At 71.1% G+C, this 26,129-nt stretch carries 24 protein-coding genes; 12 read left to right on the top strand and 12 right to left on the bottom strand.

Annotation, left to right across the window (positions count from 1 at the left end; all coding sequences use genetic code 11):
- Window positions 1-2: 2 nt before the first annotated feature.
- The 3 genes from grpE to ACGFZQ_RS39925 all read right to left on the bottom strand — a co-directional run bounded on the left by grpE (window position 3) and on the right by ACGFZQ_RS39925 (window position 3,629).
- A complete protein-coding gene (gene grpE / locus ACGFZQ_RS39935) occupies window positions 3-659 on the bottom strand; it encodes a nucleotide exchange factor GrpE (protein WP_351740612.1) in 657 nt (218 codons plus the stop codon).
- A complete protein-coding gene (gene dnaK, locus ACGFZQ_RS39930; protein ID WP_393844531.1) occupies window positions 656-2,506 on the bottom strand; it encodes a molecular chaperone DnaK in 1,851 nt (616 codons plus the stop codon). Before dnaK ends, grpE begins: the two co-directional genes overlap by 4 nt.
- 94 nt (window positions 2,507-2,600) lie before the next feature.
- A complete protein-coding gene (locus ACGFZQ_RS39925) occupies window positions 2,601-3,629 on the bottom strand; it encodes an MraY family glycosyltransferase (RefSeq protein WP_393844530.1) in 1,029 nt (342 codons plus the stop codon).
- 247 nt (window positions 3,630-3,876) lie between these two features.
- Here ACGFZQ_RS39925 and ACGFZQ_RS39920 point away from each other — a divergent pair, with 247 nt between their 5' ends.
- Window positions 3,877-6,159: a (Fe-S)-binding protein gene (locus ACGFZQ_RS39920; RefSeq protein ID WP_393844529.1), complete on the top strand. Its 2,283-nt coding sequence runs from the start codon at window positions 3,877-3,879 to the stop codon at window positions 6,157-6,159.
- Between the two features lie 69 nt (window positions 6,160-6,228).
- On the opposite strand, the gene ACGFZQ_RS39915 is transcribed toward ACGFZQ_RS39920, so the two are convergent.
- Window positions 6,229-6,444 (bottom strand): DUF4177 domain-containing protein, encoded by a 216-nt coding sequence (locus ACGFZQ_RS39915; RefSeq protein ID WP_351740622.1) that lies wholly within the window; start codon window positions 6,442-6,444, stop codon window positions 6,229-6,231.
- Between the two features lie 138 nt (window positions 6,445-6,582).
- Window positions 6,583-7,185 (bottom strand): TetR/AcrR family transcriptional regulator, encoded by a 603-nt coding sequence (locus ACGFZQ_RS39910; RefSeq protein ID WP_393844528.1) that lies wholly within the window; start codon window positions 7,183-7,185, stop codon window positions 6,583-6,585.
- A gap of 132 nt (window positions 7,186-7,317) precedes the next feature.
- Between ACGFZQ_RS39910 and ACGFZQ_RS39905 the strand changes: the two genes are divergently transcribed.
- Window positions 7,318-8,088, top strand: coding sequence for an SDR family NAD(P)-dependent oxidoreductase (locus ACGFZQ_RS39905; RefSeq protein WP_393844527.1), 771 nt, complete (start codon window positions 7,318-7,320; stop codon window positions 8,086-8,088).
- 13 nt (window positions 8,089-8,101) lie between these two features.
- Here ACGFZQ_RS39905 and ACGFZQ_RS39900 read toward each other — a convergent pair whose 3' ends face one another.
- On the bottom strand, window positions 8,102-9,238 hold the full coding sequence (locus ACGFZQ_RS39900) for a sugar ABC transporter substrate-binding protein (RefSeq protein ID WP_393844526.1): 1,137 nt from the start codon (window positions 9,236-9,238) through the stop codon (window positions 8,102-8,104).
- A gap of 435 nt (window positions 9,239-9,673) precedes the next feature.
- On the opposite strand from ACGFZQ_RS39900, the gene ACGFZQ_RS39895 reads away from it, so the two are divergent.
- On the top strand, window positions 9,674-10,558 hold the full coding sequence (locus ACGFZQ_RS39895) for a carbohydrate kinase family protein (RefSeq protein WP_393844525.1): 885 nt from the start codon (window positions 9,674-9,676) through the stop codon (window positions 10,556-10,558).
- 166 nt (window positions 10,559-10,724) lie between these two features.
- Window positions 10,725-12,059 carry an alpha/beta hydrolase gene (locus tag ACGFZQ_RS39890; RefSeq protein ID WP_393844606.1) on the top strand — a complete coding sequence of 445 codons (1,335 nt, stop codon included), beginning with the start codon at window positions 10,725-10,727 and terminating at the stop codon, window positions 12,057-12,059.
- A 28-nt stretch (window positions 12,060-12,087) separates the two neighbouring features.
- Here the strand turns inward: ACGFZQ_RS39890 and ACGFZQ_RS39885 are convergent, their stop codons facing one another.
- The 4 genes from ACGFZQ_RS39885 to nac all read right to left on the bottom strand — a co-directional run bounded on the left by ACGFZQ_RS39885 (window position 12,088) and on the right by nac (window position 15,905).
- Window positions 12,088-13,119: an L-idonate 5-dehydrogenase gene (locus tag ACGFZQ_RS39885; protein WP_393844524.1), complete on the bottom strand. Its 1,032-nt coding sequence runs from the start codon at window positions 13,117-13,119 to the stop codon at window positions 12,088-12,090.
- 20 nt (window positions 13,120-13,139) lie between these two features.
- The gene (locus ACGFZQ_RS39880) at window positions 13,140-13,907 is read right to left on the bottom strand and encodes an SDR family oxidoreductase (protein ID WP_393844523.1); all 768 of its coding nucleotides are present in this window, start codon (window positions 13,905-13,907) and stop codon (window positions 13,140-13,142) included.
- Window positions 13,904-14,899 (bottom strand): 2-hydroxyacid dehydrogenase, encoded by a 996-nt coding sequence (locus tag ACGFZQ_RS39875; RefSeq protein WP_393844522.1) that lies wholly within the window; start codon window positions 14,897-14,899, stop codon window positions 13,904-13,906. Before ACGFZQ_RS39875 ends, ACGFZQ_RS39880 begins: the two co-directional genes overlap by 4 nt.
- Window positions 14,900-14,987: 88 nt before the next feature.
- On the bottom strand, window positions 14,988-15,905 hold the full coding sequence (gene nac / locus ACGFZQ_RS39870; protein WP_393844521.1) for a nitrogen assimilation transcriptional regulator NAC: 918 nt from the start codon (window positions 15,903-15,905) through the stop codon (window positions 14,988-14,990).
- A 296-nt stretch (window positions 15,906-16,201) separates the two neighbouring features.
- Between nac and ACGFZQ_RS39865 the strand changes: the two genes are divergently transcribed.
- The 7 genes from ACGFZQ_RS39865 to ACGFZQ_RS39835 all read left to right on the top strand — a co-directional run bounded on the left by ACGFZQ_RS39865 (window position 16,202) and on the right by ACGFZQ_RS39835 (window position 22,814).
- Complete coding sequence (locus ACGFZQ_RS39865) at window positions 16,202-16,984, top strand: LamB/YcsF family protein (protein ID WP_393844520.1); 783 nt, start codon at window positions 16,202-16,204, stop codon at window positions 16,982-16,984.
- On the top strand, window positions 16,984-17,697 hold the full coding sequence (locus ACGFZQ_RS39860; protein WP_393844519.1) for an allophanate hydrolase subunit 1: 714 nt from the start codon (window positions 16,984-16,986) through the stop codon (window positions 17,695-17,697). The genes ACGFZQ_RS39865 and ACGFZQ_RS39860 overlap by 1 nt, the downstream gene beginning before the upstream one ends.
- A complete protein-coding gene (locus tag ACGFZQ_RS39855) occupies window positions 17,690-18,670 on the top strand; it encodes a biotin-dependent carboxyltransferase family protein (RefSeq protein ID WP_393844518.1) in 981 nt (326 codons plus the stop codon). Before ACGFZQ_RS39860 ends, ACGFZQ_RS39855 begins: the two co-directional genes overlap by 8 nt.
- A 76-nt stretch (window positions 18,671-18,746) precedes the next feature.
- The gene (locus ACGFZQ_RS39850; protein WP_393844517.1) at window positions 18,747-20,057 is read left to right on the top strand and encodes an MFS transporter; all 1,311 of its coding nucleotides are present in this window, start codon (window positions 18,747-18,749) and stop codon (window positions 20,055-20,057) included.
- 60 nt (window positions 20,058-20,117) lie between these two features.
- Window positions 20,118-20,861 carry an SDR family oxidoreductase gene (locus ACGFZQ_RS39845; protein WP_393844516.1) on the top strand — a complete coding sequence of 248 codons (744 nt, stop codon included), beginning with the start codon at window positions 20,118-20,120 and terminating at the stop codon, window positions 20,859-20,861.
- A 1-nt stretch (window position 20,862) separates the two neighbouring features.
- On the top strand, window positions 20,863-22,092 hold the full coding sequence (locus ACGFZQ_RS39840; RefSeq protein ID WP_393844515.1) for an aspartate transaminase: 1,230 nt from the start codon (window positions 20,863-20,865) through the stop codon (window positions 22,090-22,092).
- 47 nt (window positions 22,093-22,139) lie between these two features.
- Window positions 22,140-22,814 carry a 4-carboxy-4-hydroxy-2-oxoadipate aldolase/oxaloacetate decarboxylase gene (locus ACGFZQ_RS39835; RefSeq protein WP_393844514.1) on the top strand — a complete coding sequence of 225 codons (675 nt, stop codon included), beginning with the start codon at window positions 22,140-22,142 and terminating at the stop codon, window positions 22,812-22,814.
- 15 nt (window positions 22,815-22,829) lie between these two features.
- On the opposite strand, the gene ACGFZQ_RS39830 is transcribed toward ACGFZQ_RS39835, so the two are convergent.
- A complete protein-coding gene (locus ACGFZQ_RS39830; protein WP_393844513.1) occupies window positions 22,830-23,339 on the bottom strand; it encodes a DinB family protein in 510 nt (169 codons plus the stop codon).
- Window positions 23,340-23,390: 51 nt separating this feature from the next.
- Window positions 23,391-24,182 carry a DUF4239 domain-containing protein gene (locus ACGFZQ_RS39825; RefSeq protein ID WP_393844512.1) on the bottom strand — a complete coding sequence of 264 codons (792 nt, stop codon included), beginning with the start codon at window positions 24,180-24,182 and terminating at the stop codon, window positions 23,391-23,393.
- A gap of 199 nt (window positions 24,183-24,381) precedes the next feature.
- Between ACGFZQ_RS39825 and ACGFZQ_RS39820 the strand changes: the two genes are divergently transcribed.
- On the top strand, window positions 24,382-26,094 hold the full coding sequence (locus tag ACGFZQ_RS39820) for a DUF4157 domain-containing protein (protein ID WP_393844511.1): 1,713 nt from the start codon (window positions 24,382-24,384) through the stop codon (window positions 26,092-26,094).
- Window positions 26,095-26,129: the final 35 nt, after the last annotated feature.

The following is a 26,129-nucleotide window of genomic DNA, read 5'->3' as shown; positions in this document are numbered from 1 at the left end:
CTTCAGCCCTCCTCAGGGCCGTTGTCCTTCTCGTCGCCGGCCGCGGGGGCCTCTTCGGTCCCCTCGGCCTTCCCCGGTGTCGCCCCCGGCTGCGGTTCGGCGACCGCCACCCGCGCGGGGCGGATGGTGCGCTCGCCGATGCGATACCCGGGCTGCAGAATCGCCACGCACATCGTCTCGGTGACGTCGGGCGCGTACGAGTGCATCAGGGCCTCGTGGATGGTCGGGTCGAAGGGCTCGCCCTCCTTGCCGAACTGCTGGAGTCCCATCTTCGCGGCGACGGTCTCCAGCGACTCGGCCACCGACTTGAAACCACCGACCAGTTCGCCGTGTTCCCGGGCCCGGCCGATGTCGTCGAGCACCGGCAGGAGTTCGGTCAGGAGGTTCGCGATGGCGATCTCCCGGACCGTGATCCGGTCGCGCTCCACTCGGCGGCGGTAGTTCTGGTACTCGGCCTGGAGCCGCTGGAGGTCCGCGGTGCGCTCGGTGAGCGCGGTGCGCACCTGGTCCAGCTGCGCCGTCAGACCGGCCAGCTGTGCGCTTGAGTCCCCGGCCGGGGCCGCCCCCTGTGCGGGAGCGGCCTTCGGCTCGGCGTCGTCGGAGGTGGCGCCGGAGGGGACGTCGGGCTTCTCCTCGAAGCCCGGGGTCTCCTCCGTCACGCGGCACCGTCCTTGCGCTCGTCGTCGACGATCTCGGCGTCCACCACGTCGTCGGCGGCGTCACCGGCAGGCGTGGCGCCGGCGGTGGCCCCCGACGCCTGGGCGTCGGCGTACATGGCCTGGCCGAGCTTCTGGGAGACGGCCGCGACCTTCTCGGTGGCGGTGCGGATCTCGGCTGTGTTGTCGCCCGCGGCGGACTCGCCCTTGAGCGTCTCCTTCAGCTCGGCGATGGACTCCTCGACCTCGGCCTTGATCTCGCCCGGGACCTTGTCCTCGTTGTCCTTGAGGAACTTCTCGGTCTGGTAGACGAGCTGCTCGCCCTGGTTGCGGGTCTCGGCGGCCTCGCGGCGGCGGTGGTCCTCCTCCGCGTACTGCTCGGCCTCCTGGCGCATCCGGTCGACCTCGTCCTTCGGCAGCGAGGAGCCGCCGGTGACGGTCATCTTCTGCTCCTTGCCCGTGCCAAGGTCCTTGGCCGTGACGTGCATGATGCCGTTGGCGTCGATGTCGAAGGCGACCTCGATCTGCGGGACACCGCGCGGGGCCGGCGGCAGACCGGTCAGCTCGAACATGCCGAGCTTCTTGTTGTACGCCGCGATCTCGCGCTCGCCCTGGTAGACCTGGATCTGGACGGAGGGCTGGTTGTCCTCGGCGGTGGTGAAGATCTCGGACCGCTTGGTCGGGATCGTCGTGTTCCGCTCGATGAGCTTGGTCATGATGCCGCCCTTGGTCTCGATACCGAGGGACAGCGGGGTCACGTCGAGGAGCAGGACGTCCTTGACCTCACCCTTGAGGACACCGGCCTGCAGGGCGGCGCCGATGGCGACGACCTCGTCCGGGTTGACGCCCTTGTTGGCGTCCTTGCCGCCGGTCAGCTCCTTGACGAGCTCGGCGACGGCGGGCATACGGGTGGAGCCGCCGACGAGGACGACGTGGTCGATCTCGCCGAGCTGGATGCCGGCGTCCTTGATGACGTTGTGGAACGGCGTCTTGCAGCGCTCCAGGAGGTCCGCGGTCAGCTGCTGGAACTGGGCGCGGGTGAGCTTCTCGTCCAGGTGCAGGGGGCCCTCGGCGGACGCCGTGATGTAGGGCAGGTTGATCGAGGTCTCGGTGGACGAGGACAGCTCGATCTTGGCCTTCTCGGCGGCCTCGCGGAGGCGCTGGAGGGCCATCTTGTCCTTGCCGAGGTCCACGCCGTGGCCGGCCGCGAACTGCTTGACCAGGTAGTCGACGACGCGCTGGTCCCAGTCGTCACCACCGAGGTGGTTGTCGCCGTTGGTGGCCTTCACCTCGACGACGCCGTCGCCGATCTCCAGGAGGGACACGTCGAAGGTGCCGCCACCGAGGTCGAAGACGAGGATCGTCTGGTCGTCCTTGTCGAGGCCGTACGCCAGCGCGGCGGCGGTGGGCTCGTTGACGATGCGCAGGACGTTCAGGCCCGCGATCTCGCCGGCCTCCTTCGTCGCCTGGCGCTCGGAGTCGTTGAAGTAGGCCGGGACGGTGATGACCGCGTCGGTCACCTTCTCGCCCAGGTAGGCCTCCGCGTCCCGCTTCAGCTTCTGCAGGATGAACGCCGAGATCTGCTGGGGGTTGAAGTCCTTCCCGTCCAGCTGGATCTTCCAGTCGGTGCCCATGTGACGCTTCACGGACCGGATGGTGCGATCCACGTTGGTGACCGCCTGGCGCTTGGCGACCTCGCCGACCAGAACCTCGCCGTTCTTGGCGAAGGCGACGACGGACGGCGTGGTCCGGGCACCCTCGGCGTTGGTGATGACGGTGGGCTCGCCGCCTTCAAGAACGCTGACGACAGAGTTAGTCGTGCCCAGGTCGATGCCGACCGCACGTGCCATGGTGATTTCCTCCAGCTGACTTGAGTGGAACGGACTCAAGTGTGCATCAAGGCTCGCTGCGGGTCAACAGACCTGAGCCGCGAAGGCTCAACTCTTATCCGTTCCTTACACGCAAGTGCCCGCTGACCTGCGTCGATTCCAGGCTGCTGCCCCTTCGGGCTCCATAAACCGGCACCCGAAGGAGTAGCAGCACGACGCTGACGGTGACGCAGGCGACGCATGTGGCGCCCGTCCGCCCGATCCAGCCGCCGTGCACGAGCACCCCGACGAGCACCCCCGCGAAGGCTGCGACGCCCAGGACGACGGTCGCGCCCGGCGGGGTGAGCCCCAGCCGCCGCAGCCGGTGCGCGAGATGGTCGGGCCCCTGCCGCAGCACCGGCCGCCCGGCGAGCAGCCGCGACAGCACGACGAGCAGCACGTCGGCGCTGGCGACGCCGGTGAGCGCGAACAGCACGCCCGCGCTGGCGACCGGGTCGTGCCCGGTCCGGGTGATCAGCGCGGCCGCGGCCAGCACGAACCCCGCGAACAGCGAGCCGGTGGCGCCCAGCGCGATCCGCGCGGGATGCCAGTTGTGCATCAGGAACCCGGTGAGCGCGGCCGCGAGCACGCTCAGCAGCACGGCCAGGCCGTCCATGACCTCGGCGGTGGCACAGGCCCCCACCCCGAAGGCGGTGATCACCCCCACGGTCCCGGCCAGCCCGTCCGCGTGGTCGAGTCCCTTGAAGGCGACGGCGACAAAGGCGATCCATCCGACCCCGAGCAGCCCTTCGGCCACCCCGAACTCCCCGTACGGCACCACACACGCGGCCGCCACCGCCGTACCGACCAGCAGGAACCGGGTCTTCAGCCGCCACACGTCGGCGACCAGCCCGAGCAGCGACACGGCTCCCCCGGCGATCAGCAGCTCCCCGACCCCGGCGCCGAGCGGGGCGACCCCGGTCCAGTCGCCGGCGCCGGCGACCAGACAGGTGGCGCCCACGACGGCGAACCCGCCCAGCACCGGGACAGGCCGCGCCCGCCGACGGTCGACGAGCCGCAGCCGCAGCGCGAGCGGCCGGATCAGCGCGGCGAGGACGGCGGCGAGCAGCAGGGCGGTGGTGGCGGCGGCGATCCCGTAGAGCACAGGTCTAAATTAGACCTGAATGTAACAATTCCTTACGAATAACACGAATAACACGATCACTTTGCCGACGCACGGCAGCGGCAGGTCAGGCACACCTCAGCGATTCAGATCACCCCGCACCTGACTACAGTGCGAGTAAAGATGCGGGTAGTCTCAGACCGACTGCATAAGTTACCGCTTAGTAATTTCGGGAACCCTCTCTCGCGAAGAGGCCCGAAGAGACCCCTCGCAGGCCCGAGGAGCCCCCATGCAACTCGCCGCGATCATCGTGTCGCTGGTTCTGATCGTCGTCGGCGTGGCGTTGTTCGCCCGCGCCGTCGTACAGATCTACAACTTCATGCGGCTCGGCCAGAACGTGCCCGCCGGCACCCGTACCGACGAGCCCGTGCAGCGGACCGTCACGGTGGTCAGGGAGTTCCTCGGCCACACGCGGATGAACCGCTGGGGCATCGTCGGCGTGGCGCACTGGTTCGTCGCGGTCGGCTTCTTCTCGCTGCTGCTGACGATCGTCAACGCCATCGGCCAGCTGTTCCAGGCCGACTGGCTGCTGCCGGTCATCGGCGAGTGGCCGCCGTACAACGTCTTCGTCGAGTTCATCGGCACCATGACGGTCCTCGGCATCCTGGTGCTGATCGTCATCCGCCAGCTGAGCAAGCCGAACCGGCCGGGCCGCAAGTCCCGCTTCGCCGGCTCCAACTTCGGCCAGGCGTACTTCGTGGAGACGGTCATCCTGGTCGTCGGCGTCTGCATCTTCATGCTGCACGCCCTGGAGGGCGCCCAGCACCACGTGGACTCCTACGAGGCCTCCTTCTTCATCTCCTACCCGGTGGTCTCCTGGCTGCGGGGCATGGACGTCTCCACGCTCCAGAACCTCACCTACTTCTTCGCCGGCCTGAAGATCGCGACCTCCTTCATCTGGATGATCGTGGTCGCCCTCAAGACCGACATGGGCGTCGCCTGGCACCGCTTCCTGGCCTTCCCGAACATCTGGTTCAAGCGCAACGCCACCGGTGAGACCTCCCTGGGCGCCCTGCTGCCGATGACCTCCGGCGGCAAGCCGATCGACTTCACCGACCCCGGTGACGACGACGTCTTCGGTGTCTCCCAGGTCGAGCAGTTCTCCTGGAAGGGCCTGCTGGACTTCTCCACCTGCACCGAGTGCGGCCGCTGCCAGTCGCAGTGCCCGGCCTGGAACACCGGCAAGCCGCTCTCCCCGAAGCTGCTGATCATGTCGCTGCGGGACAACGCGCACGCCAAGGCGCCGTACCTGCTCGCGGGTGGCGGCAAGACCGCCGAGGGCGAGGAGAAGGGGTCGGAGGAGCAGCTGGCCGGGGTCCCCGCGGCGGCTCTCGCGGAGGCCGAGCGCCCCCTCATCGGCACCGCCGAGGAGAACGGCGTCATCGACCCGGACGTGCTGTGGTCCTGCACCACCTGCGGCGCCTGCGTCGAGCAGTGCCCGGTGGACATCGAGCACGTCGACCACATCGTCGACATGCGCCGCTACCAGGTGATGATCGAGTCCGCGTTCCCGTCCGAGGCGGGCACGATGCTCAAGAACCTGGAGAAGAAGGGCAACCCCTGGGGGCTGGCCAAGAAGCAGCGCCTGGAGTGGCTCAAGGAGGTCGACTTCGAGGTCCCGGTCGTCGGCAAGGACATCGAGGACCTCACCGAGGTCGAGTACCTCTACTGGGTCGGCTGCGCCGGCTCCCTCGAAGACCGCGCCAAGAAGACCACCAAGGCCTTCGCCGAGCTGCTGCACATCGCGGGCGTCAAGTTCGCGATCATGGGCGGCGACGAGAAGTGCACCGGCGACTCCGCCCGCCGCCTGGGCAACGAGCCCCTGTTCCAGGAGCTCGGCATGGAGAACGTCATGGCGCTGAACACGGCGTTCGGCGAGGAGCTGGACGACGACGGCAAGGTGACCGAGGAGTCCCGCAAGCCGAAGTCGGCCAAGAAGATCGTCGCCACCTGCCCGCACTGCCTCAACACCATCGGCAACGAGTACCCGCAGCTCGGCGGCGACTACGAGGTCATCCACCACACCCAGCTGCTCCAGCACCTGGTGGACGAGGGCAAGCTGGTCCCGGTCACCCCGGTCGAGGGCATCATCACCTACCACGACCCCTGTTACCTGGGCCGCCACAACAAGATCTACACGCCCCCGCGCGAGATCATCGCCAGCGTCCCCGGCATCCGCAACGAGGAGATGCACCGCCACAAGGAGCGCGGCTTCTGCTGCGGCGCCGGCGGTGCCCGGATGTGGATGGAAGAGCGCATCGGCAAGCGCATCAACAACGAGCGCGTGGACGAGGCGCTGTCGGTCAACCCCGACATCGTCTCGACGGCCTGCCCCTTCTGCCTCGTGATGCTCACCGACTCGGTCAACGGCAAGAAGAACGAGGGCAAGGCCAAGGAGTCCATCACCGTGGTCGACGTGGCCCAGCTGCTCCTCGACTCCGTGCGGACGCCGGTCGACCCGGCGGGCGAGGCGGAGCAGGAGAGCGCGCCGGAGCCGGAGCCGGTGAAGTAACCCGTGCACACGAGGAACGCCCCCCGGCCCACTGCGGGCCGGGGGGCGTTCTGCTGTGGTCCGCCTCGGTCAGGCGCGCGGGCGCTCGAAGGTCAGCAGCAGGCCCTCGACGGCTCCGGGGCCTATCCGGCCCTTGACGTCGGCGGAGGTGATGGCCTTGAGGCCCCAGCCGTCCTCGGCGTGCTTGTTGAGGACCTTCTCCAGCTTGTCGCTGTCCAGCGCGTCGCCGATCAGCGACTCCCGGAAGGTGACGACCTTGTACTCGTACGCGTAGGCACTGCTCATGACTGCGGGATCCTCCTGCCGGCCGGGGCCGGGTCGGGACGGGGTTGCCGGGGCCAGACAATCACCCCGGGGCACCGCCGCACACCGCGGGACCGGAATTACGGGGCGCCGGCCGCGTCAGGCCGCGGTGGCGGGCGCCTACGCCGGCCCGTTGACCCGGAGGTGCTCGATGCCGGTGTCGAGGGCCGCCTTGAGGTGGGTCGAGTCACCGGTGGACATCATGATCGAGACACCGCCCTGGATGCCCGCGAGCAGTGCGGCGGACGTCCGGTCGACGTCGAGGTCCGGTGACACCAGACCGTTCGCCTGGAGGGCGCGCATACCGCGGGTGAGCTGCCGCTGCCACTGGCGCATCAGCTCCGTGACGATCGCCCGTGCGCCGGGGCTGGACCGGCCGACCTGGAGGAACAGGGAGCCCAGGGGGCACTGGTCGCCCTGGAGTTCATAGCGTTCCACCACCGCGTCCCGCCACTGCCGCCAGGACTCCCAGGAGTCCAGCCGCCCCAGGTGCGGCTGCTGGTCCGCCAGGACGCGGTCCGCCTCGAACTGGGCCACCGCGAGCAGCAGGGCGTCCTTGCCGTCGGGGAAGTAGTGGAAGAGCTGGCTCTTGCTGGTGCCGGTGCGGCCGCGGATGTCGTCGAGCGTGGTGGCGGCGACACCCTGCGCGCGCAGCACCTCGGCAGCCCCCTCGACGATCCGGGCCCGGGTGGCGCGCCCCTTCGCGGTCAGCGTCTCCGGCATCCGGCTCCTCCTCCGACCCCGTCAGGGCCCGTCCGCGCGGGTCGACTTTCTGGACTTGCTGGTCCATTTTATCCGACGCACAGTGGACCGCACACCGCTCGGCACAGCAGACGGACTGAGGGAGACTGCGTCATGAGTGAACGGCTGCGGAACAAGACGGCCCTGGTCACAGGGTCGACCAGCAACATCGGGCAGGCGATCGCCGAGGCGTTCGCCGCCGAGGGGGCACATGTCATCGTGTCCGGGCGCAATGCGGAACGGGGCGCACAGGTCGTGGCGGGGATCCGCGCGTCCGGCGGCCGGGCCGACTTCCTGGCGGCGGACCTCGACGGCAGCCCGGAGGCTTCCCGGGACCTGGCCGCCCGGGCCCGGGAGACCCTGGGCGGGCGGATCGACATCCTGGTGAACAACGCCGGCATCTATCCGTCCCCGGGCACCACCGGCACCGACGAGAAGACGTTCGACAAGGTCTACGGGGTGAACGTGAAGGCGCCGTTCTTCCTCACCGCAGCCGTCGCCCCGGCTATGGCCGAGGCAGGCGGCGGGGCGATCATCAACCTCGGCTCGTGGATCGCCCGGCTCGCCGTCCCCGTCGGCGCGCTCTACAGCTCCACCAAGGGGGCCATGGAGACCCTCACCCGGGCCTGGGCGGCGGAGTTCGGCCCCCAGGGCGTGCGGGTCAACGCCGTCTCGCCGGGCGTGATCCTGCCACCGGCCCCGCCGGGCGCGGAGCCCCACCCGGGCGAGGTCATGATGAAGGGCACCCCGGCCGGCCGGGTCGGCACCCCGGACGCCATCGCCCAGGCCGTGGTCTGGCTGGCCGGCGACGAGGCGGCCTTCGTGCACGGGACCGTGGTGGATGTCGACGGGGGCAGGACCGGGGTCGCCGTCATCGCCGCGTAGCGCGGCCGATCCGCTAGTCCAGGCCGATCGCCGCGCAGTCCGCCGCGTACTTCGGGGTGCAGATCTGGTCGACGGTGTAGACGCCGTCCGCGACCACCGTGTCCTTGATGTTGTCCCTCGTGAGGGAGACCACCGGCACGAGCGTCGCGGGGATCTTCCGTCGGGTCGGGCTGTCGACCGTGTCCTGGGTCAGCGCGTCGTACTGGATGTCACGGCCCTGCGCCTTGTACACCGCCATCTGGGCGGCCTGGGTGGCCTCGTCCAGGAACGACTTGTAGACGGTCATGTACTGCTCGCCGGAGACGACCCGCTGCACCGCGTCCAGGTTCGCGTCCTGCCCGGTCACCGGCGGGATCGTGGTGGCCCCCGCTTCCTTCATCGCGTCGATGACGGCGCCGGCCATGCCGTCGTTGGCCGAGTAGACGGCGGCGATGTTCTTGAGGCCGACGGCCTGGATCGCCTTCTTCATGTTCGCCCCGGCGACCGCCGGCGACCACTTGTCGGTGTCGTACTCCTTCGCGATCCGGACCTTGTTCCGGAACTCGTCGAGGGCACCCGACTTGAAACTGGCGGTGTTCGGGTCCGCGGGGTCGCCGTTCATCATGACGATCTCGCTGGTCGCCGCCTTGCTGCCGAGCGCCCCCAGGATGGCGCGGCCCTGCACCTCGCCGACGAGTTCGTTGTCGTGGGAGACGTACGCGTCGATCGGGCCCTGGGCGAGGCGGTCGTAGGCGATGACGGGGATGTCGGCGTCCTTCGCCTTCTGGACGTCCGGTGCGATGGCCTTGGCGTCGACCGCGTCCACCAGGATGATGTCGACCTTCTGGTCCACCATCCGCCGGAACTGCCGGCTCTGGGTGGCCGGATCCGCCTCGGCGTTGGCGTAGACGACCTTGCCCTTGCCGTGGGTGAGGGAGGCGACCTCCTTCTTGAAGATGGGGTGGTCGAAGGCCTCGAACCGGGCCGTGTCCTTGTCGGGCAGGAGCAGCCCCACCGTGATGTCGTCGCCCTTCGCCGCGGACGCGGAGTCACCGCTCCCGCCGATGCTGTCGACGACACCGCACGCGGTGAGCGTGAGAGCGGACGTGGAGGCGGCCAGGGCCAGGGCGATACGGGGCACGGGGGTGCCGCAGAGGACAGGAGCGCTCACATCAGGCGCCTTCCGAGTGGGGGGAGCATCATGCGCAACCGATGATGTGAAGGAAGCAAACGCGGAGCGGCCGGGTGCGTCAAGACGTAAGGACAACAAGGCTGTTGGGGTGAGCGGGGTACAGCGCGGCGGGACGTGGCGGCGGTGTGATGGTTGTCGCTGGTCAAGAGGGTGCCGGTGAAGGTGCGGTGTGGATCGCCGGGTTGGCGGGATTCCGGCGGGGCCGGACCGGGGTGCCGACCGAAGGCGCGGGACGCCCCGATCACTTCGCGGGCGCTATCGCCGGGACGGTGTTCCCGGCCGCTCTCCACTGTCACCGTTGCCCGTGTCCGCCGTGCGGCCCGGTGCGGTTGTGGTGCACTGGCGGGGACACGGCGAAGGCACGGCGAAGACACGGCGAGGACCTGGCAAGAGTTGTCGCGAGGGAGTCCGATCATGGCGTTGGCCTTGTTCTGCGGAGACATCGCGTTCGACGTCGCGCTGCGCGTCGCCCGTTTCCCCGAACCGGACGAGAAGACGCACGCGTTCGAGAACCTGGTCGGCGCCGGCGGAGTGGTCGCCAACTCGGCGGTCGCCTGTGCCCGGCAGGGCGTCGGCGCGGCTCTGCTCGCCGTCGTCGGGGACGACGTGTTCGGCGCCTACGCCACCGGCTACCTCGCGGCGCGCGGCGTCGGGGTCACCGGTGTCACCACGACACCGGGCAGGACGGCGGTGTCGGTGTGCACCCTGGCCGAGGACGGGGAGAAGCGGCTCGTCTACACCTCGTCGGTCTCGCAGTACCCGCCGCCGGAGCGGCTGCGCGACGCCGACCTGGACGGCGTGGACTGGATCCACACCTCGTGCCTGCACCCCGAGGCCGCCGCGGTCCTTGCGGAGCGGGCGCGGGCCGCCGGCATCCCCCTCTCCGTCGACCTGGAACCCCATGCGCTCGGCCACGGCGTGGCGGCCCTCGCGCCGGCCCTGTACGGGGCGGAGGTGGTCTTCCTCAACGACCGGGCCGCGGCCGAGGTCGGCGACGTCCGCGCGTTCTCCGCCCGGCACCGGCTCGGGGCGGTCGTCCGCACCCAGGGGTCACGTGGGGCGGTCCTGACGGACGGGTCGGGGGATGCCGCCGTCGCGGCGCCGCCGGCCGGCCGGATCGTCGACACCACCGGAGCGGGCGACTGCCTGGCCGGGGTGTACATAGCCCGCTCCCTGTCCGGCCAGGATCCGCGCACGGCGTTACGGGCGGCGGTGGCCTCGGCGACGTACGCCTGCGGCCACCTCGGAGCCCAGGGGGGCTACCCGGACCGGGAGACGACGGACGGGCTCCTGCGCTGAAGCCCTGGTCGGCGGCGAGCGGCAGCCGACACGGCGACCGCAATGTTGGGCACTCCATTGACGGCAGCAGAAAATCAGCCCTACATTCCTGGACGCCTTCGTTCAGTGCACTGAGTACCGCGCCGAGTACTCCCCCACGTACACGTACAAGGAGCCGCCCCCATGCCTGCCGTCCACCCGCCCCCGCGCCTCCCGCGCCCGGCTGCGCGTCGCCCTCACCGCCCTGGCCACGCTCGCGTCCTCGGTCCTCACCGCCCTGCCCGCGACCGCCGCCGAAGCGGACCCCGCGACCGCCGGCCGGCTCACCGGCACCCTCTCCGACGGCGCCACCTGGATCGCGGAGGTACCCGAGCAGTGGAACGGCACCCTGCTGCTGTTCAGCCACGGCTTCGGCCCCACCGTCGCCCAGGACGCCCCCACCCCCGCCGTGCGCACCGAGCTGCTCGCACAGGGGTATGCGCTGGCTGGGTCGTCGTACGACCCGAACGGCTCGATGTGGGCCCTGGACAGCGCCGAACGCGACCAGTTCGCGACCCTCGACGCGGTCACGGCGGAGATCGGCACGCCCCGCCGCACGCTGGCCGTCGGCCAGTCCATGGGCGGCCTCGTCAACGCCCAGCTGGCCCGGGACGGCGGCGGCCGTATCGACGGCGCGCTCGGCCAGTGCGGCCTGGTCGCGGGCGGCACCGACCTGGCCAACTACCAGCTGGACGCCGAGTACACGATCGCCCGCCTGCTCCTGCCCGGACAGGACGTGAAACTCGTACGGTTCGACACCGCCGCCGACGCCGCCGCCACCGCCGCCCTGCTCACCGGCGCGGTCACCGCCGCCCAGGGCACCCCGCAGGGCCGCGCCCGGATCGCGCTGGCCGCCGCCTTCCTCAACCTGCCCGCATGGTCGCCCGGAAAGGACCGGCCCGCCGCGACCGACTGGGCGGGGCAGGAGGCGCAGCAGTACGACTGGTTCGCGCAGGGCATCGTGGCGTTCGTCGAGGGCGGCCGGTACGCCATCGAGCAGTCCGTCGGCGGCAGCAACTCCTGGAACCGGGGCATGGACTACGCCCGGCTGCTCGCCGGTTCCGAACAGACGCCCCAGGTCCGGGCCCTGTACCGGGCGGCCGGCCTCGACCTGGACGCCGACCTGCGCACCCTGACCGAGCACGCCACGACCACCGCCGATCCGGGCGCCGTCCGCACCGCCCAGCGGACGTCCTCCGCGGGCCAGGGCCTCGATGTGCCGTTGCTCGACATGCACACCACCGCCGACAACCTGGTGCCCGTCCAGCAGGAGAACCGCTTCGCCGCCCGGGTGCGCGCCGCCGGTGACGGCGCGCTGCTGCGGCAGGCGTATGTCGAGCGGCAGGGCCACTGCGCACCCCCTGCCGCTTACTGGGAGCCGTACACGGTCTCGGACCGCAACCTCTACACCGGCCAGAACCCGGCTTCCTCGGGGCCTCTCGCCGAGGAACTCGTCGCCGTCCTGTCCGGAACCGCCCGCTGAGGAACCGGAGGCCGCGCCCCGGCCGGGATCATTCGCCGCCCAGGTCCAGCAGGACCTTGGACGCCCTCGTGCGGTCGCCGGCCAGGTCGAACGCCTCGACCGCGCGGCTCAGGGGCAGGGTGTGGCTGACGACCGGGCCGACGCCCAGGCCCGAGGCCAGGAGCGCGAGCGCGTCGTCGAACTCGTGGTCGAAACGGAAGGCGCCCCGGAGGGTGATCTCGCGGGTGACGACGACGTTGCCGAGGAAGCCGGTCTCGCCGGGCGGGAGCAGTCCGAGGAGGACGACCGTGCCGCCCCGGCGGACCCGCTGGACACAGGTGCCCAGGCCCGCCCCGGAGCCGGACGCCTCCACGGCCACGTCGACGTCGTCGGGCCAGGCCGGGTCGTCGGGGCGGTCCGCCCGGACGGTGGCCGTGGCGCCGACGCTCCTGGCGATGTCCAGTGGGGCGTCCAGCAGGTCGCTGACGATCACCTCGGCGGCTCCCGCGTGCTGCAGCGCGGCGACCACCAGGGAACCGATCGGACCGGCGCCGGTGACCAGCACCCGCCTGCCGGCCACCTCCCCGGCGCGGCGCACCGCGTGCAGGGCGACGGAGAGCGGCTCGGCGAGTACGGCGCGACGCGGGTCGAGCCCGGCCGGCAGCGCCCGTACCTGGTCGGCGGGGACGACGAACCGCTGGGCGAAACCGCCCTGGACGTGCGGCATCCGGGCGGCGCTGCCGAGATAGCGGGCGTGACCGCACACGTTGCGCCGGTCGCGCGCGCACTCCGGGCAGGTCCCGCACGGGGCGGCCGGGTGGACCGCCACCGGGGTGCCGATCGCGGGGCCGCCCTCGGGACCGGGGCCGAGCGCGGCGACCCGGCCGACGACCTCGTGGCCGAGCACCAGGGGTTCGCGGAGCTGGAAGTCGCCGACCGAGCCGCGGTGGTAGTAGTGCAGGTCGGAGCCGCAGATGCCGCCCAGGGACGCGGCCACGAGCACCTGCCCGGGGCCGGGCAGGCCGGGGTCCCACTCCTCGACCCGGAGGTCGCCCGCCTTGTGGACCACGCATGCGTGCATGTGATGCTCCTTCCCTCGGGTCACAGGACCGACAGCATGCCGCCGTCGACGTACAGCACCTGCCCGTTGACGAAGTCGGACGCGGGGGACGCCAGGAAGATCAGGGCGCCGATCAGGTCGGAGACCCGGCCCCACCGGCCGGCCGGGGTGCGCCCCCGTACCCATGCGCTGAACTCCTCGTCCGCGACCAGTGCCGCGGTGAGTTCGGTCTCGAAGTAGCCCGGCCCCAGGCCGTTGACCTGGATGCCCGAGGGGCCGAGGTCCGCGCACATGCCCTTGGTCAGCAGCTTCAGCCCGCCCTTGGTGGCGGAGTAGGGGGCGATGCCGGGCCGTACCGTCTCGCTCTGCACCGAGAGGATGTTGACGATCTTCCCGTGCCCGCGCGGGACCATCCGGCGGGCGACCTCCCGGCCCATCAGGAAGGCGCTGGTGAGGTTGGTGCCGAGCAGGCGGTGCCAGTCGTCGTCGGTGAAGTCGACCAGCGGCGCGCGGTGTTGGGCCCCGGTGTTGTTGACGAGGATGTCGATCGGGCCCACCTCGGCCTCGATCGCGGCGATGTTGGCGGCCACGGCGGCGGAGTCGGTCACGTCGAAGGGGTAGGCGAACACGGGGGAGTTTCCGGCGAGTTCGTCGCGGGTGCGGGCGAGGGCCGTCTCGTCACGGCCGTTGAGGACGACCGTGCAGCCGGCCTCCAGCAGGCCCTGGGCCAGCGCCCGCCCGATGCCGCGGCTGGAGCCGGTGACCAGCGCGACGCGCCCGGCGATGTCGAACAGGGGGCTGGGTGTCATGCCGGCTCCGCCTTCGTGCCCGGCAGCGGCGTGCGGGCCGGGCGCCCGTCGAGGACGTCCAGGACGTTGTCCACGGCCAGGTCCACCATCGCCGCGCGGGTCGCCTCGGTGGCCGAGCCGACGTGCGGCAGGGCGAACAGGTTCGGCCGGGCGGTCAGATCGGCCACGTCCGCGCCGCGCGGCTCGCGTTCGTAGACGTCGAGCCCGGCCGAGTGCAGGCGGCCCTCGTCGAGGGCGTGCAGCAGGGCGGCCTCGTCCACCACCCCGCCCCGGGAGGTGTTGACCAGCGTGGCGGTCGGTTTCATGACCCGCAGTTCCGCGGCGCCGATCAGGTGGCGGGTGGCGTCGGTGAGCGGGACGTGCAGCGAGACGATGTCGGACTGGGCGAGGAGCTGCGGCAGTGCGACCGGGGTGGAGAGGCCGTCTGCGGCCGAGCCGGACCGGTCGTGGTGCAGTACGCGCATGCCGAAGCCGGTGGCGCGCCTCGCCACCGCCCGGCCGATCTGCCCGTAGCCGACCAGGCCCAGGGTGGCTCCGTGCACGTCCAGGCCGAGGTAGTCATCCATCCGGAACAGGTCCCAGGCCCCGGAGTGCAGCGCGTCACGGGCCACACCCAGTCGGCGGCGGGCGGCCAGGATCAGTGCGAACGTCAGGTCGGCGGTCGTCTCCGCCAGCACTCCCGGGGTGTGGGTCACCACGACCCCGCGCTCGGCCGCGGCCCGCTGGTCCACGCTGTCGAACCCCATGCTGGCCAGGCCGACCACCTTCAGGGAAGGACCGGCCGCGTCCAGCAGTTCGGCGTCGATCCGGTCGTTGCCGAGGGCGAGAACGGCACTCACGCCTCCCCCGGCCGCGGCGAGCGAGGCCAGTTCGGCCGGCTCCGGCCGGCCCGTGCCCGTCCAGCGCACGACGTCCGTGTCCGGACGGGACGCCAGCCGGCGCAGCCCCCCGCCGGGCAGAGTGTCACGAGTACTGAGCACGCGCTCTTTCATCCACCACTCCCACGCTGCTTCCGCGTTACGACGGTGAAAACGTTAGTCAGCGCTCAGCCGACGCGACCAATACCGGATTCGTGTGACGTCATCGGACTTCGGGATTCCCGCCGAATTCGTTGATCAGCTCGTGAAAGAGATCGTGTACGGCGAGGGCGGGTTCCGACAGCGGCTGGTGATCGGACGTGCACAGGGAGAGCTTGACCTCGATCGTGGGGTCCACGATCCGCCGTACCACCAGACTCCGTACGTCGAGTATGGCCTGGGCCGCCGACCAGGGCAGCACGGTGGCGCCGAGACCGGCACCGACGGCACTGGTCAGGGTCAGGACCGACTCGATCTCGCCGACGACCCTGGGTTCCAGGGAGACATGGCGGAAGGCGGCGTCCACGACGTGCCGGATGGTGTGGATACGGCTGGGCAGCAGCAGGCCCACCCCGGCCAGCTCGGCGATGGAGACCTCGTCCCGGTCGGTCGCCGGACCGGTGTCCGGCGCGGCGACCAGGTACAGGTCCTCGGTCCGCATCGGCTCGAACTGGACACCGCGTACCGGACCGGCGTCGTAGATGAACGCCATGTCCATCCGGCCGGTCATGATCGCCTCGCTGATGACACCGCCGAAGTTCTCGTTGATGTGCAGCAGGATGTCCGGGTAGCGCTCGCGCACGGCCCGCAGCAGCGGCAGGGCCAGCGCGGCGCCGGTGCTGTACGGGGCCAGGCCCACCGAGACGCTCCCGGCCGGCGCCCGCCCGGACACGTCGACCGCCGCCTGCGCGTGTTCGAGCTGGCGCAGGATCAGCTGGGCATGGCGGTAGAGGGCGCGGCCGGCCTCGGTCGGTGCCACCCCGCGCTTGCTCCGGATCAGCAACTGCTGCTTGAAGTGCGTCTCCAGCATCGAGACCTGCTGGCTCAGCGCGGGCTGCGCGATGTGCAGGATGTCGGCGGCGCGCGTGATGCTCCCGGCGTCGACGATCTTCACGAACGAGTACAGACGCCTGGTGTCCATCGGCGACCTCCAGCCTGACAGGAGGGCTCATCGTACGGGCGGCCCGGGCGGCCGGAGCGTGAGCGGAGTCATATCCCGCCCTTATCACGTCACACACAACGGGTATTTGAAGCGCGGATCCTCCGGTACTACGGTCACCGAAACGCGAAATTCCCGGCCGGCGGCGACCCGCCGAAGAAATTGCAACAGCCACGTTAACCGCGTTTCGGATTCATTTCCCCGGCTCCCCCTATTCCCGGTTTCCCGGTTTCCCGGTTTCCCGGCTTCCCGGTTTTCCTTTCCTGGCGGAGGACGACATGACACTCACGGTCGATCTCGTGGCCGACCTCGGCGAGGGGTACGGCCCCTGGACCATGGGGGACGACGAGGCCCTCCTCTCCGTCCTCACCTCGGCCAACATCGCCTGCGGCTTCCACGCCGGCGACCCGCGGATCATGGACGCCACCGTCCGCCACTGCGTGGACCGCGGCGTCGCCGTCGGCGCCCACCCCAGCTTTCCCGACCGCGTCGGCTTCGGCCGCCGCGCGATGGACCTGACCCCGGACGAGGTCCGCACCGACGTCCTCTACCAGGTCGGCGCGCTCCAGGCGTTCGCCGCCGCGCACGGCACCCGGGTGGGGCACGTGGCCCCGCACGGCCGGCTCGGCAACCTCGTCGCCACCCGGCAGGACTACGCGGTCGCCGTGACCGAGGCGATCGCCTCCCTCGACCCCTCGCTGATCGTCCTGGCGCAGGACGGCGCACTCGCCGACGCCGCCCGCGCCCGCGGCCTGCGCGTCGCCATCGTCGGCATCGCCGACCGCGCCTACCAGGACGACGGGACCCTCGTACCGAGGAGCACACCCGGAGCGGTCATCCACGACGAGCGGGAGATCGCCGCACGCACGGTCCGGATGGTGACCGAGGGCGTCATCCGCAGCGTCGGCGGCCGTGACATCCCCGTCGACTGCGACACCGTCCTGCTGCACGGCGACACGCCCGGCGCCATCTCCCTCGCCCACCGCATCCGCAAGGAACTCCTGGCGGCGGATGTCGCGATCGTCCCGCTGACGGCCGTACTCGACGGCAAGGGCGCCTGATGAACGGCGGCATACGCGTCGCGGACTGCGGTGACTCGGCCGTCGTGGTGAAGGCCCAGGGCGCGGGGGCCTGGCGGCTCGTCCACGCCCTCGCCGACGCGGTCGAGGCGGCGGCGGTGGCCGGCGTGTACGGCATCGTCCCGGCCTATGACTCCCTCCTCGTCGAGTTCGACTGCGCCACCACGGACCACGACACGGTCCGCCGTGCCCTGCGGCGGGCGACAGCCCGACTCACCGACGGCACACCCCCGTTGCCGTCCCCCCGGCGCTTCACCGTCCCGGTGGTCTACGGCGGTGAGCACGGCCCCGATCTCCCCGTCGTCGCGGACCGGCTCGGCCTGACCGAGCGGGAGGTGGTGGAACTGCACACCGCCCAGGACCTGACCGTGCGCTGTCTGGGCGCACCCGTGGGGGCGCCGATGATGGACGGTCCCGCCTTCCCCGCACCGGTGCCGAGGCTGGCCTCGCCGCGGACCAGCGTGCCGCCCGGCTCGGTCGCGGTGGCCGGCCGGCAGGCCGTGATCTGCCCGCTGCGGTCTCCCGGCGGCTGGCCCCTCCTCGGCCGTACCCCGCTGCGCGTCCTCGATCTCGACGCCGAGCCGCTGACGCCGTACCGGCCGGGCGACACCTTCCGGTTCGTGCCGATCACCGCGGAGCAGTGGCCCGACCACGACGGCGCGATGCTCGCGGCCGAGGCGGTGGCCCATGGCTGACACCCTCATCGTCCACCGCGCCGGACTCACGACCGTCCAGGACCTCGGCCGCCCCGGCCGCTCCCGCCACGGCCTCCCCGTCAACGGCGCGCCCGACCAGTACGCCGCCCGCGTCGCCAACGTCCTGACCGGCAACGACGAGAGCGCGCCGCTGCTGGAGATCACCGCGGCGGACTTCGGCTGCACGCCCTCCGCCGACGTCCTCGTCGCCGTGACCGGCGCCCCCGCCGACCTCACCGTCGACGACGTCCCGCGCCCCCGCTGGGAACCCGTCGTCGTCCGCGCGGGCGAGACGATCCGCGTCACCGGCATCAGGGTCGGCGTCCGCGCCTACCTCGCCGTGCACGGTTCGGTGGAGACGCCGTATCTGCTGGGCAGTTGTGCCCCCGACACGATCCTCGGCTTCGGCCGCACCCTGCGCGACGGCGACCAGATCGCCGTGCGTACGGCCCTTCGCGCCCCGATCGGCCACCCGGTCTACGGCATCCCGCTGTTCCGTGTGCACGCGTCCGTACCGCGTCTCGCCGAGACGACGGCATGGACGATCGACGTCACCGACGGCCCCGACCTGGCGGAGTTCGGCGACTCGGCGGACCGGCTGTTCCGCTCGGAGTTCACCGTCACCCCGCAGAGCAACCACATCGGCCTGCGCATGTCCGGCGACGTGCCGCGCAGGACCGCGACCGGCGAGGTGCTCTCCCGCGGCGTCCCCGTCGGCGCGATCGAGGTGCCCGCGGGTGACGAACTCCTCGTTCTGCACCGGGGCCGCGGTGTCACCGCCGGCTATCCCGTCCTCGCGGTCGTCACCTCGACCGGCCTGGACGCGCTCGGCCAGGCCCGCCCCGGCCAGGCCGTCCGCTTCCGGCGCCGGACGGTCGCCGAGGCGGTGGCCGCGTACCGCTTACAGCGCGCCGGCGTCGAGGCCCTGAAGACCCGCGTCCGCACGGTGTTCGACGCCCACCGCATCCCCTGACTCCCCCATGCACGTCCCCGCACGTCAGTGACACCCCGTCCCCGAAAGCGCACGAACGTCATTGAAGGAGACCGCCATGGCCACCGTGGCCGCACAACCGACCCCCAACACGGTCGATCCGAGAACCGCTCGCAAAGTCACCCTCGCCGGCTGCGTCGGCATCTTCGCCGAGCTCTACGACAACGGCATCTTCGGCTTCATGGCGGGCACCCTCGGTGCCGTCTTCTTCCCCGACTCGGCCAACGCCGTCCAGCTGGTCTTCCTCGGCTACGCCGTCTCCTTCTTCTTCCGCCCGCTCGGCGGTGTCATCTGCGGCCACCTCGGCGACCGCATCGGCCGGCAGCGGATGCTCGTCTTCGTGATCATGCTGATCAGCGCGGCGACGGCGGCCATCGGCCTGCTGCCGACCTACGCGGCCATCGGCATCGCCGCACCCGCCCTGCTCATCCTGCTCCGGGTCGCCCAGGGCTTCTCGGTCGGCGGCGAGGCGTCCGGCGCGATGAGCTTCCTCGCCGAGCACGCGCCGGAGGGCAGGCGCGGCCTCTACACCAGCTACGCCCAGATCGCCTCCTTCCTCTCCCTGCTCACCGGCACGCTCATCGCGGCCGCGCTGACCAGCGGCCTCGGCGCGGACCGGATGGAGTCCTGGGGCTGGCGGATCCCGTTCCTGCTGGCCATCCCGCTCGGCGTCACCGGCATCCACATCCGCAGGCGGATCAGCGACACCCCGAACTTCACCCGCCTCCAGGAGAGCGGCGGCCTGGCGAGGAACCCGCTGAAGGAGGCGTTCTCCTCCGCCGAGCACCGCCGCGCGATGCTCCTCGCCCTCTTCATCCCGCTGATGAACGGCTCCGGCTACTACGTCCTGTTCAGCTACATGCCGACCTTCATGAGCAGCGAACTCCACTTCAGCAAGGTGCAGGGCCTGCTCGTCACCGCGAGCAGCCTGGTCGTCATCTCGGTCGCCATCCCGTACATGGGCCGGCTCTCCGACCGGGTCGGGCGCAAGAAGGTCCTCGCGGGCGCCGCGATCGCCATGGCGGTCGTCGCGATCCCCTGTTACCTGCTCATCGGCACCGGCAACGTCCCGCTCGCCGTCCTCGGCGCGTGCGTCATGGCCGTCGTCTTCGCCGGCCACACCGGCGTCATCCACATCCTGCTGGTGGAGCTCTTCCCGACCCGGGTGCGCTACTCCGCCTACGGCCTCGGCTACAACATCTCCTCCGCCCTCTTCGGCGGCACCGCACCCCTGCTGATGACGTGGCTCATCGCCGAGACCGGCAACGTCAACATGCCCGCCTTCTACGCCGTCGTCACCGCGCTGGGCACGCTCGCCGCCGTGTCCAGGGTCCAGGACCGGGCGCACCAGCCCCTGCGCGACGCGTGATCACGCCACCCACGCCACCCACTCCACCCCCCCCACCCCGCACCTCTGGGAGTAGTTCACATGCCCTTCTCCGACTACAAGACCGCGCTCGTGACCGGTGCCTCCACCGGCATCGGGGCCGTGGTCGTCGAGCGCCTGGTGAAGCAGGGGCTCGAAGTCCACGCCGTGGCCCGCAACGCCGACCGCCTCGCCGACCTGGCCCGGCGCACCGGCTGCGTGCCGCACGCCGTCGACATCACCGACACCGCCGCCCTCACCGAGGCCCTGCGGGGCATCGAGGTCGACGTCCTCGTCAACAACGCCGGTGTCTCCCGCTCCGGGAACATCCTCACCGCCGACGAGTTCGCCGTCGACGAGCAGGTGGCGGTCAACATCCAGGCGGTACTGCACCTGGTCCGCCTGCTCATGCCGGGGATGGTGGAACGCGACCTCGGGCACATCGTCAACATCAGCTCGATCGCGGCCGTCTACAACTTCGGCGGCAACACGATCTACCACGCCACCAAGGCGGCCGTACACACCCTCTCCCGGCAGCTCCGCGTCGACGGCTACGGCCACCGCATCCGCGTCACCGAGATCTGCCCCGGCCGGGTGGAGACGGAGATCTTCGGCCGGCTGCTCGGCGACATGGAAGAGGCCCAGCGCGTCTACTACGACGGCTACGAGTCCCTCAAGCCGGAGGACATCGCCGACGCCATCGACTTCGCCATCGACTCACCGCGCCACGTGAACATCGGCCACGTGGAGATCCTGCCGACCTTCCAGGTGCCGGGCGGCCTCAACTTCGAACGGCGGGCCGACTGACATGACGGACACGGCAGTCACGGCCCTGGCCCGGCGGGTCGACCGCATCAAACCCTCCCCCAGCACGGCGGCGGCCCAACGCGTCCGCGAACTCAAGGCGCAGGGCCACCGGATCCTCGACCTCACGGTCGGCGAACCGGACTTCGACACCCCCGACCACGTCAAGGCGGCGGCGGTCGAGGCGATCGGCCGGGGCGAGACCAAGTACACGCCCGTGAACGGCACCCCCGAACTCCGCGCCGCCATAGCCGGCAAGCTCACCCACCGCCACGGACTGACCTACGCCCCCGACCGGATCACCGTCGGCGGCGGGGCGAAGCAGATCATCTTCCTCGCCCTGATGGCCACGCTCGACGCGGGCGACGAGGTCATCGTCCCCGCCCCCTACTGGGTGTCGTACCCCGACATGGTCCTCGCCAACGACGGCACCCCGGTCGTCGTCCCCTGCCCGGAGTCCGACGGCTTCAAGCTGACGCCGGACCGCCTGGAGTCCGCGCTCACGGACGCCACCCGCTGGCTGATCCTCAACGCCCCGAACAACCCGACGGGCGCGGCCTACACACCGGCCGAACTCCGCGCCCTGGCTGACGTGTTGCTGGCCCACCCGCACGTCCTCGTCCTCACCGACGAGATCTACGACGAGATCTGGTACGGCGACGAGGGCTCCGACGGACTCCCCACCACCCTCGCCGCGGTCGAACCCCGCCTCACCGAGCGGGTGTTCCTCACCAACGGCGTCTCCAAGACGTACGCCATGACGGGCTGGCGGATCGGCTACGGCGCCGGCCCGGCCGGCCTGGTCGGCGCCGTCAACAAGCTCCAGTCCCAGATCTCCTCCTGCCCCTCGTCGATCAGCCAGGCGGCCGCCACGGCCGCGCTCACCGGCGACCAGGGCTTCATCGACGACTGTGTCGCCGTCTACCGGGCCCGCCGGGACGAGACGGTGAAGATGCTGACCGACATCCCGGGCCTGACCTGCACACCGCCCAGCGGCGGCTTCTACGTCCTGGTCAACTGCACGGGACTGCTGGGCCGGCACACCCCGGCCGGTGAACGCATCACCACGGACGAGGAGTTCGCCGCCCACCTCCTGGAGTCGCAACAGGTGGCGGTGATCCACGGGGCGGCCTACGGAGCCCCCGGCTACTTCCGCATCTCCTTCGCGACGTCGAGCGCGGTCCTCACGGAGGCCTGCGAACGCCTCTCCACCGCCTGCGCCGCCCTGACCTGACCGTTGCCCTTGTTCCGCTCCTTGTACCGCTCCTCGGAGAGAGACCCATGCTGCGTGTGAACACGAAGTTCGACCGCCCCGATCCGGACCTGGTCGAGCGACTCGGCACCTACTCCTCGGCCACCGTCCACGAGGCACAGGGCCGGCTCGGCGCCCTGAGCTCGAAGATCAAGCCGGTGTCGGACACCATGTCCCTGTGCGGCCCGGCCTTCACCGTGCGCTGCGCGCCCCGGGACAACATCATGCTCCAGGTGGCCATCGCGCACGCCCGGCCCGGCGACGTCATCGTCGTGTCCGCCGGTGAGTACGCGGAGGCGGGCTCCTTCGGCGACGTACTGGCCAACGCCTGCGTCGCCAAGGGCCTCGGCGGACTGATCACCGACACCGGTGTCCGCGACACCCGGGAACTGCGCGACCTGGGCTTCCCGGTGTTCTCCCTCGGCGTCTCCATCAAGGGCACGGTCAAGGAGACCGTCGGCCCGATGGCGGAGCCCGTCCTGGTCGGCGGGGAGCTGATCCGCCCGGGCGACGTGGTGCGCGGTGACGCCGACGGTGTCGTGGTCGTCCGCCGCGAGGACCTGGCCGACACGGTCCGCCTCTCCCAGGAACGCGTCGACGCCGAGGCCGCGTACATCGCCGCCTACCGATCCGGAAAGAGCGTCATCGAGGTCAGCAACCTCGCCGAGGTCCTCGAAGCGAAGGGCCTGGTCGTCGAGGAGTGACACCGTGCCACCGGTTCAGGCGCCCACGCTCCCGTCGATGCCCTCCCGCAGGAAGTCGGCGTGGCCGTTGTGGCGGCCGTACTCCAGGAGGACGTGGGTCATCACCATCCGCAGCGACACCTCCTGCTGCCACCTCGGCTGGTATCCGGCCTGGTCCAGGGAGGCGGCCTCGCGTTCGATCCGGCGTGAGGTCTCCACCTCGGCCTGCCAGGCCGTGAACGCCTCCTGACGGGTCGACCTGCTCGCGTCGTACGCCGCCTGGAAGTCGACCTTATCGGACCAGACCATGGGCGCCTCGCCGTCCTCGAACACCCGCCGGAACCAGGTGCGTTCCACCTCCGCCAGGTGCCGTACCAGGCCGAGCAGCGAGAGCGTGGACGGCGGCATCGACTGCCGGCGCAGCTCCTCGTCGGTGAGCCCTTCGCACTTCATGGCGAGGGTGGCCCGGTGGTAGTCGAGAAACGCCCGCAGCGTGTCGCGTTCACTTCCGAAAGCGGGCGGTCCTATGCGGTTGTCGCTGGTCACTGACCGTACTCCTTGTCCGTTCCGGCATCGGGGGGCGGCGGCGTCGTCGCCTCACCGGGGCCAGTATTGGGCAAGGGCCCCTTCCCGGTACGGGGCGGGGCTGACACTGAGCTCACCGGCGAAGGGACGGTCCAGGACGAAGACCAGGAGCAGGCTGAAGCCGACGAGTCCGGCGACCGAGGCGACGAACAGGATCTGGACCCGCAGTTTGCGCATGCCGTAGAGGAACGTGAGCGGCACCAGGACCAGCGCACCGCCGACGGCCAAGGCCTGGAGCAGCGGCGGAAGTTCCTGGCGCGCCATGGTGATGCGGGCCCGCCGCTGGGAGGCCACGTCGTCGAGATGGCCGACGGCCTGCTCGTAGAAGACCTGCTCCTGCTCGGTCTTCGGCCCGTACGTCTGGAACACCCGGAAAGCGTCCTGGAGATGGACCTCCGTGGCGCCGTAACTCGGGTGCCCCGCGCGCATCCGGGGCCACTGGTCCTCGACGACCGCGTGGACGTAGCCACTCAGGGCGGCGTCGAGACGGGCCCGCACCGACGCCGGGAACGAACCGGCGTCGCGCGTGATGAGCGCCACGTCGGTGGCCTCGGAGGCGACGATGGTCTGGGTGTCCTCCAACTGCGTCCACAGGGTGACGATCACGAACGCGAGGATGATGCCGTAGATGGCGCCGAACATCCCCAGCGTCACGCCGACCATGTCGTTGTGCTCTCCGCGGGCCAGCGACGGGTACCTGCGGCGCAGCAGCACACTGCCCGCGACAGCCAGGACGACAGTCCCCCCGACGGTGCAGACGGCCAGCGTGAAGGTGCTGAAGTGGTTGAGCAGCCATAGGGACATGTGCGCGGAGTCTAGGCGGGACACAACACCCCAAAACCACCGCGCTGAAAGCCGCTGCGGGTATGACGGGAAGAAGTTCACACCACCGAGTGAGCCCGATCCCGCACGGCTGCCCCGGGAACTGCCCTCGCGGACCTGTGGGCGGTGGCGGGGTTCCGGTAAGGATGGGCGGGGAGTCGTACGGGGCGAAAGGAACGTCATGCACGCGCGGGCAGAGCGGGACCGGTCGTCGGACGAACGGGACACCGCCCAGCGCGTGATCCGGCCCAGTGCGCTGGTCCAGCGGATGCTGGACCTCCAGCAGACGGCGGGCAACACCGCGGTGGCCCGCATGGTCGAGCAGGAGCGGCACCAGCACGGCCCGGGATGCGAGCACGTGGACCCGGCCGTCCAGCGCCGGGAGGCCACAGGGCACAGCCACGACGGTGCCGAGGACACCCACCCGGCCGCCCATCGCAGCCTCATCGACGCCGCGATGGCAACGCCGAGCAGCCCGCTCCCGGGCCCCTTCCTCACCAAGGCGAAGGCGTTCTACGGCAACGACGCCCTCTCCGCGGGCCGCGTCCACGACGACACGACCGCCCAGCGCGCCACCGCCGCGCTGGGCGCGCAGGCCATGACGATCGGAAGCCACATCTTCCTCGGCTCGTCGGCCGTCGGCGACACCGAGGTCCTCGCCCACGAGACCAGCCACCTCGACAAGAACCTCCGGGGAATCCGCGAGACGGGCAACGACAACGGCGCCGGTGTCACGGTGACCGACCCGGGGCAGGGCTCGGAGCGCGCGGCCGTGGCCGACGGCGCCGCCTTCACGGCGGGAGCGGCCACCGCGCCGTCGGTCGTCGCGCAGCGCGCGGTCGCCCACGAGGCGGACGGTGCGGAGCGGACCGCCCAGCGGGTCCCGGACGCCGGGACGGCCCAGGTGCGGGACGGCGGGACGGCGGTCCAGCGCACGGTCTGGGAGTTCGACCAGGCCGCCAGCTTCAGCGACCCCCGCCTCGGCCAGGAGACCCGCTGGCGCAACAGGAGCAACCAGGACGACGTCCGCACCGCCACCCAGCTGGGCATCAACGGCCAGGGCGCACCGCGGCACGGGGACGTCTACGACGACGCCACCCAGCAGGTGCACAGCAGCGCGAACGCGAGGTTCTCCAAGAAGGGCACCATCCCGGATCGCGAGTACCCGCAGCGCGAGTCCCAGACCCGGCGGGCCCTGGTCGAGGCCAAGCAGGCCATCACGACGGCCCTCGCCCTGCTGACGGCGGCGGGAGACGCGCCGGGCGGCCGGCTGCTGACGGCACTCCAGTCGGCCTTCCCGGCGTTCCGGGCCGCGACGCCCGAGCAGGTCGCCGCCTTCCTGCCGCGGATCGTCGAGGTCGTGCGGCGCATCCAGGCGGGGCTGAACGCCCAGGGGGCGGAGATCGCCCTGGTGGGCGAAGGCAACGTTCCTCGCGGAGTCGCGGGCTGGGTCGGCTCCAGCTGGTACGACGTGTACAGCCGCGTGACCAACCCGGACCAGCAGAAGAGCGAGGAGCTGCCGACCCTGGACACCGGCCGCAGCGGCCCGATCAACCTCACGGACGAGGGCCAGAACGCCTGGTACATCATCCACGAGGCGACGCACCGGTTCGCCGGCACGCTCGACTACCAGTACAGCCCGCGCGCCTCGGAGTTGCAGGAGGAGGAGTACAACGCCGAGATGGCCACCATCGCCCCCGAGGCGGCGGCGGCGAGCGACGCGGCCACGCTCGCCAAGCGCGCCCTGCGGGACCCCGCCGGGTACAGCGGTGAGAACAACGACTCCAGCCGCCAGCCGAACTGGTACGCCATGGGCCGGCGCGCCCTGATGAACGCCGACTCCTACGCCCAGTTCGTCCTCACCGCGGCGGGGGCCCGGGCCCCGCGGTTCTGACCCATGACCACCCTCCGGCGGGCCGCCGCGGCCCC

This window comes from Streptomyces sp. NPDC048254 (assembly GCF_043201895.1).
In the GTDB taxonomy this organism is placed as follows: domain Bacteria; phylum Actinomycetota; class Actinomycetes; order Streptomycetales; family Streptomycetaceae; genus Streptomyces.
This window is presented reverse-complemented; position numbering and strand designations above follow the sequence as displayed.

Bases quoted from the DNA above. Each gene is read 5' to 3' on its own strand.
- ACGFZQ_RS39880 (WP_393844523.1), bottom strand. From the start codon at position 13,907: ATGACACCCAGCCCCCTGTTCGACATCGCCGGGCGCGTCGCGCTGGTC.
- nac (WP_393844521.1), bottom strand. From the start codon at position 15,905: ATGGACACCAGGCGTCTGTACTCGTTCGTGAAGATCGTCGACGCCGGG.
- ACGFZQ_RS39855 (WP_393844518.1), top strand. From the start codon at position 17,690: ATGGCTGACACCCTCATCGTCCACCGCGCCGGACTCACGACCGTCCAG.
- ACGFZQ_RS39845 (WP_393844516.1), top strand. From the start codon at position 20,118: ATGCCCTTCTCCGACTACAAGACCGCGCTCGTGACCGGTGCCTCCACC.
- ACGFZQ_RS39840 (WP_393844515.1), top strand. From the start codon at position 20,863: ATGACGGACACGGCAGTCACGGCCCTGGCCCGGCGGGTCGACCGCATC.
- ACGFZQ_RS39850 (WP_393844517.1), top strand. From the start codon at position 18,747: ATGGCCACCGTGGCCGCACAACCGACCCCCAACACGGTCGATCCGAGA.
- dnaK (WP_393844531.1), bottom strand. From the start codon at position 2,506: ATGGCACGTGCGGTCGGCATCGACCTGGGCACGACTAACTCTGTCGTC.
- ACGFZQ_RS39910 (WP_393844528.1), bottom strand. From the start codon at position 7,185: ATGCCGGAGACGCTGACCGCGAAGGGGCGCGCCACCCGGGCCCGGATC.
- ACGFZQ_RS39885 (WP_393844524.1), bottom strand. From the start codon at position 13,119: ATGCACGCATGCGTGGTCCACAAGGCGGGCGACCTCCGGGTCGAGGAG.
- ACGFZQ_RS39905 (WP_393844527.1), top strand. From the start codon at position 7,318: ATGAGTGAACGGCTGCGGAACAAGACGGCCCTGGTCACAGGGTCGACC.
- ACGFZQ_RS39825 (WP_393844512.1), bottom strand. From the start codon at position 24,182: ATGTCCCTATGGCTGCTCAACCACTTCAGCACCTTCACGCTGGCCGTC.
- ACGFZQ_RS39875 (WP_393844522.1), bottom strand. From the start codon at position 14,899: ATGAAAGAGCGCGTGCTCAGTACTCGTGACACTCTGCCCGGCGGGGGG.
- ACGFZQ_RS39820 (WP_393844511.1), top strand. From the start codon at position 24,382: ATGCACGCGCGGGCAGAGCGGGACCGGTCGTCGGACGAACGGGACACC.
- ACGFZQ_RS39835 (WP_393844514.1), top strand. From the start codon at position 22,140: ATGCTGCGTGTGAACACGAAGTTCGACCGCCCCGATCCGGACCTGGTC.
- ACGFZQ_RS39895 (WP_393844525.1), top strand. From the start codon at position 9,674: ATGGCGTTGGCCTTGTTCTGCGGAGACATCGCGTTCGACGTCGCGCTG.
- ACGFZQ_RS39915 (WP_351740622.1), bottom strand. From the start codon at position 6,444: ATGAGCAGTGCCTACGCGTACGAGTACAAGGTCGTCACCTTCCGGGAG.
- ACGFZQ_RS39865 (WP_393844520.1), top strand. From the start codon at position 16,202: ATGACACTCACGGTCGATCTCGTGGCCGACCTCGGCGAGGGGTACGGC.
- ACGFZQ_RS39920 (WP_393844529.1), top strand. From the start codon at position 3,877: ATGCAACTCGCCGCGATCATCGTGTCGCTGGTTCTGATCGTCGTCGGC.
- ACGFZQ_RS39860 (WP_393844519.1), top strand. From the start codon at position 16,984: ATGAACGGCGGCATACGCGTCGCGGACTGCGGTGACTCGGCCGTCGTG.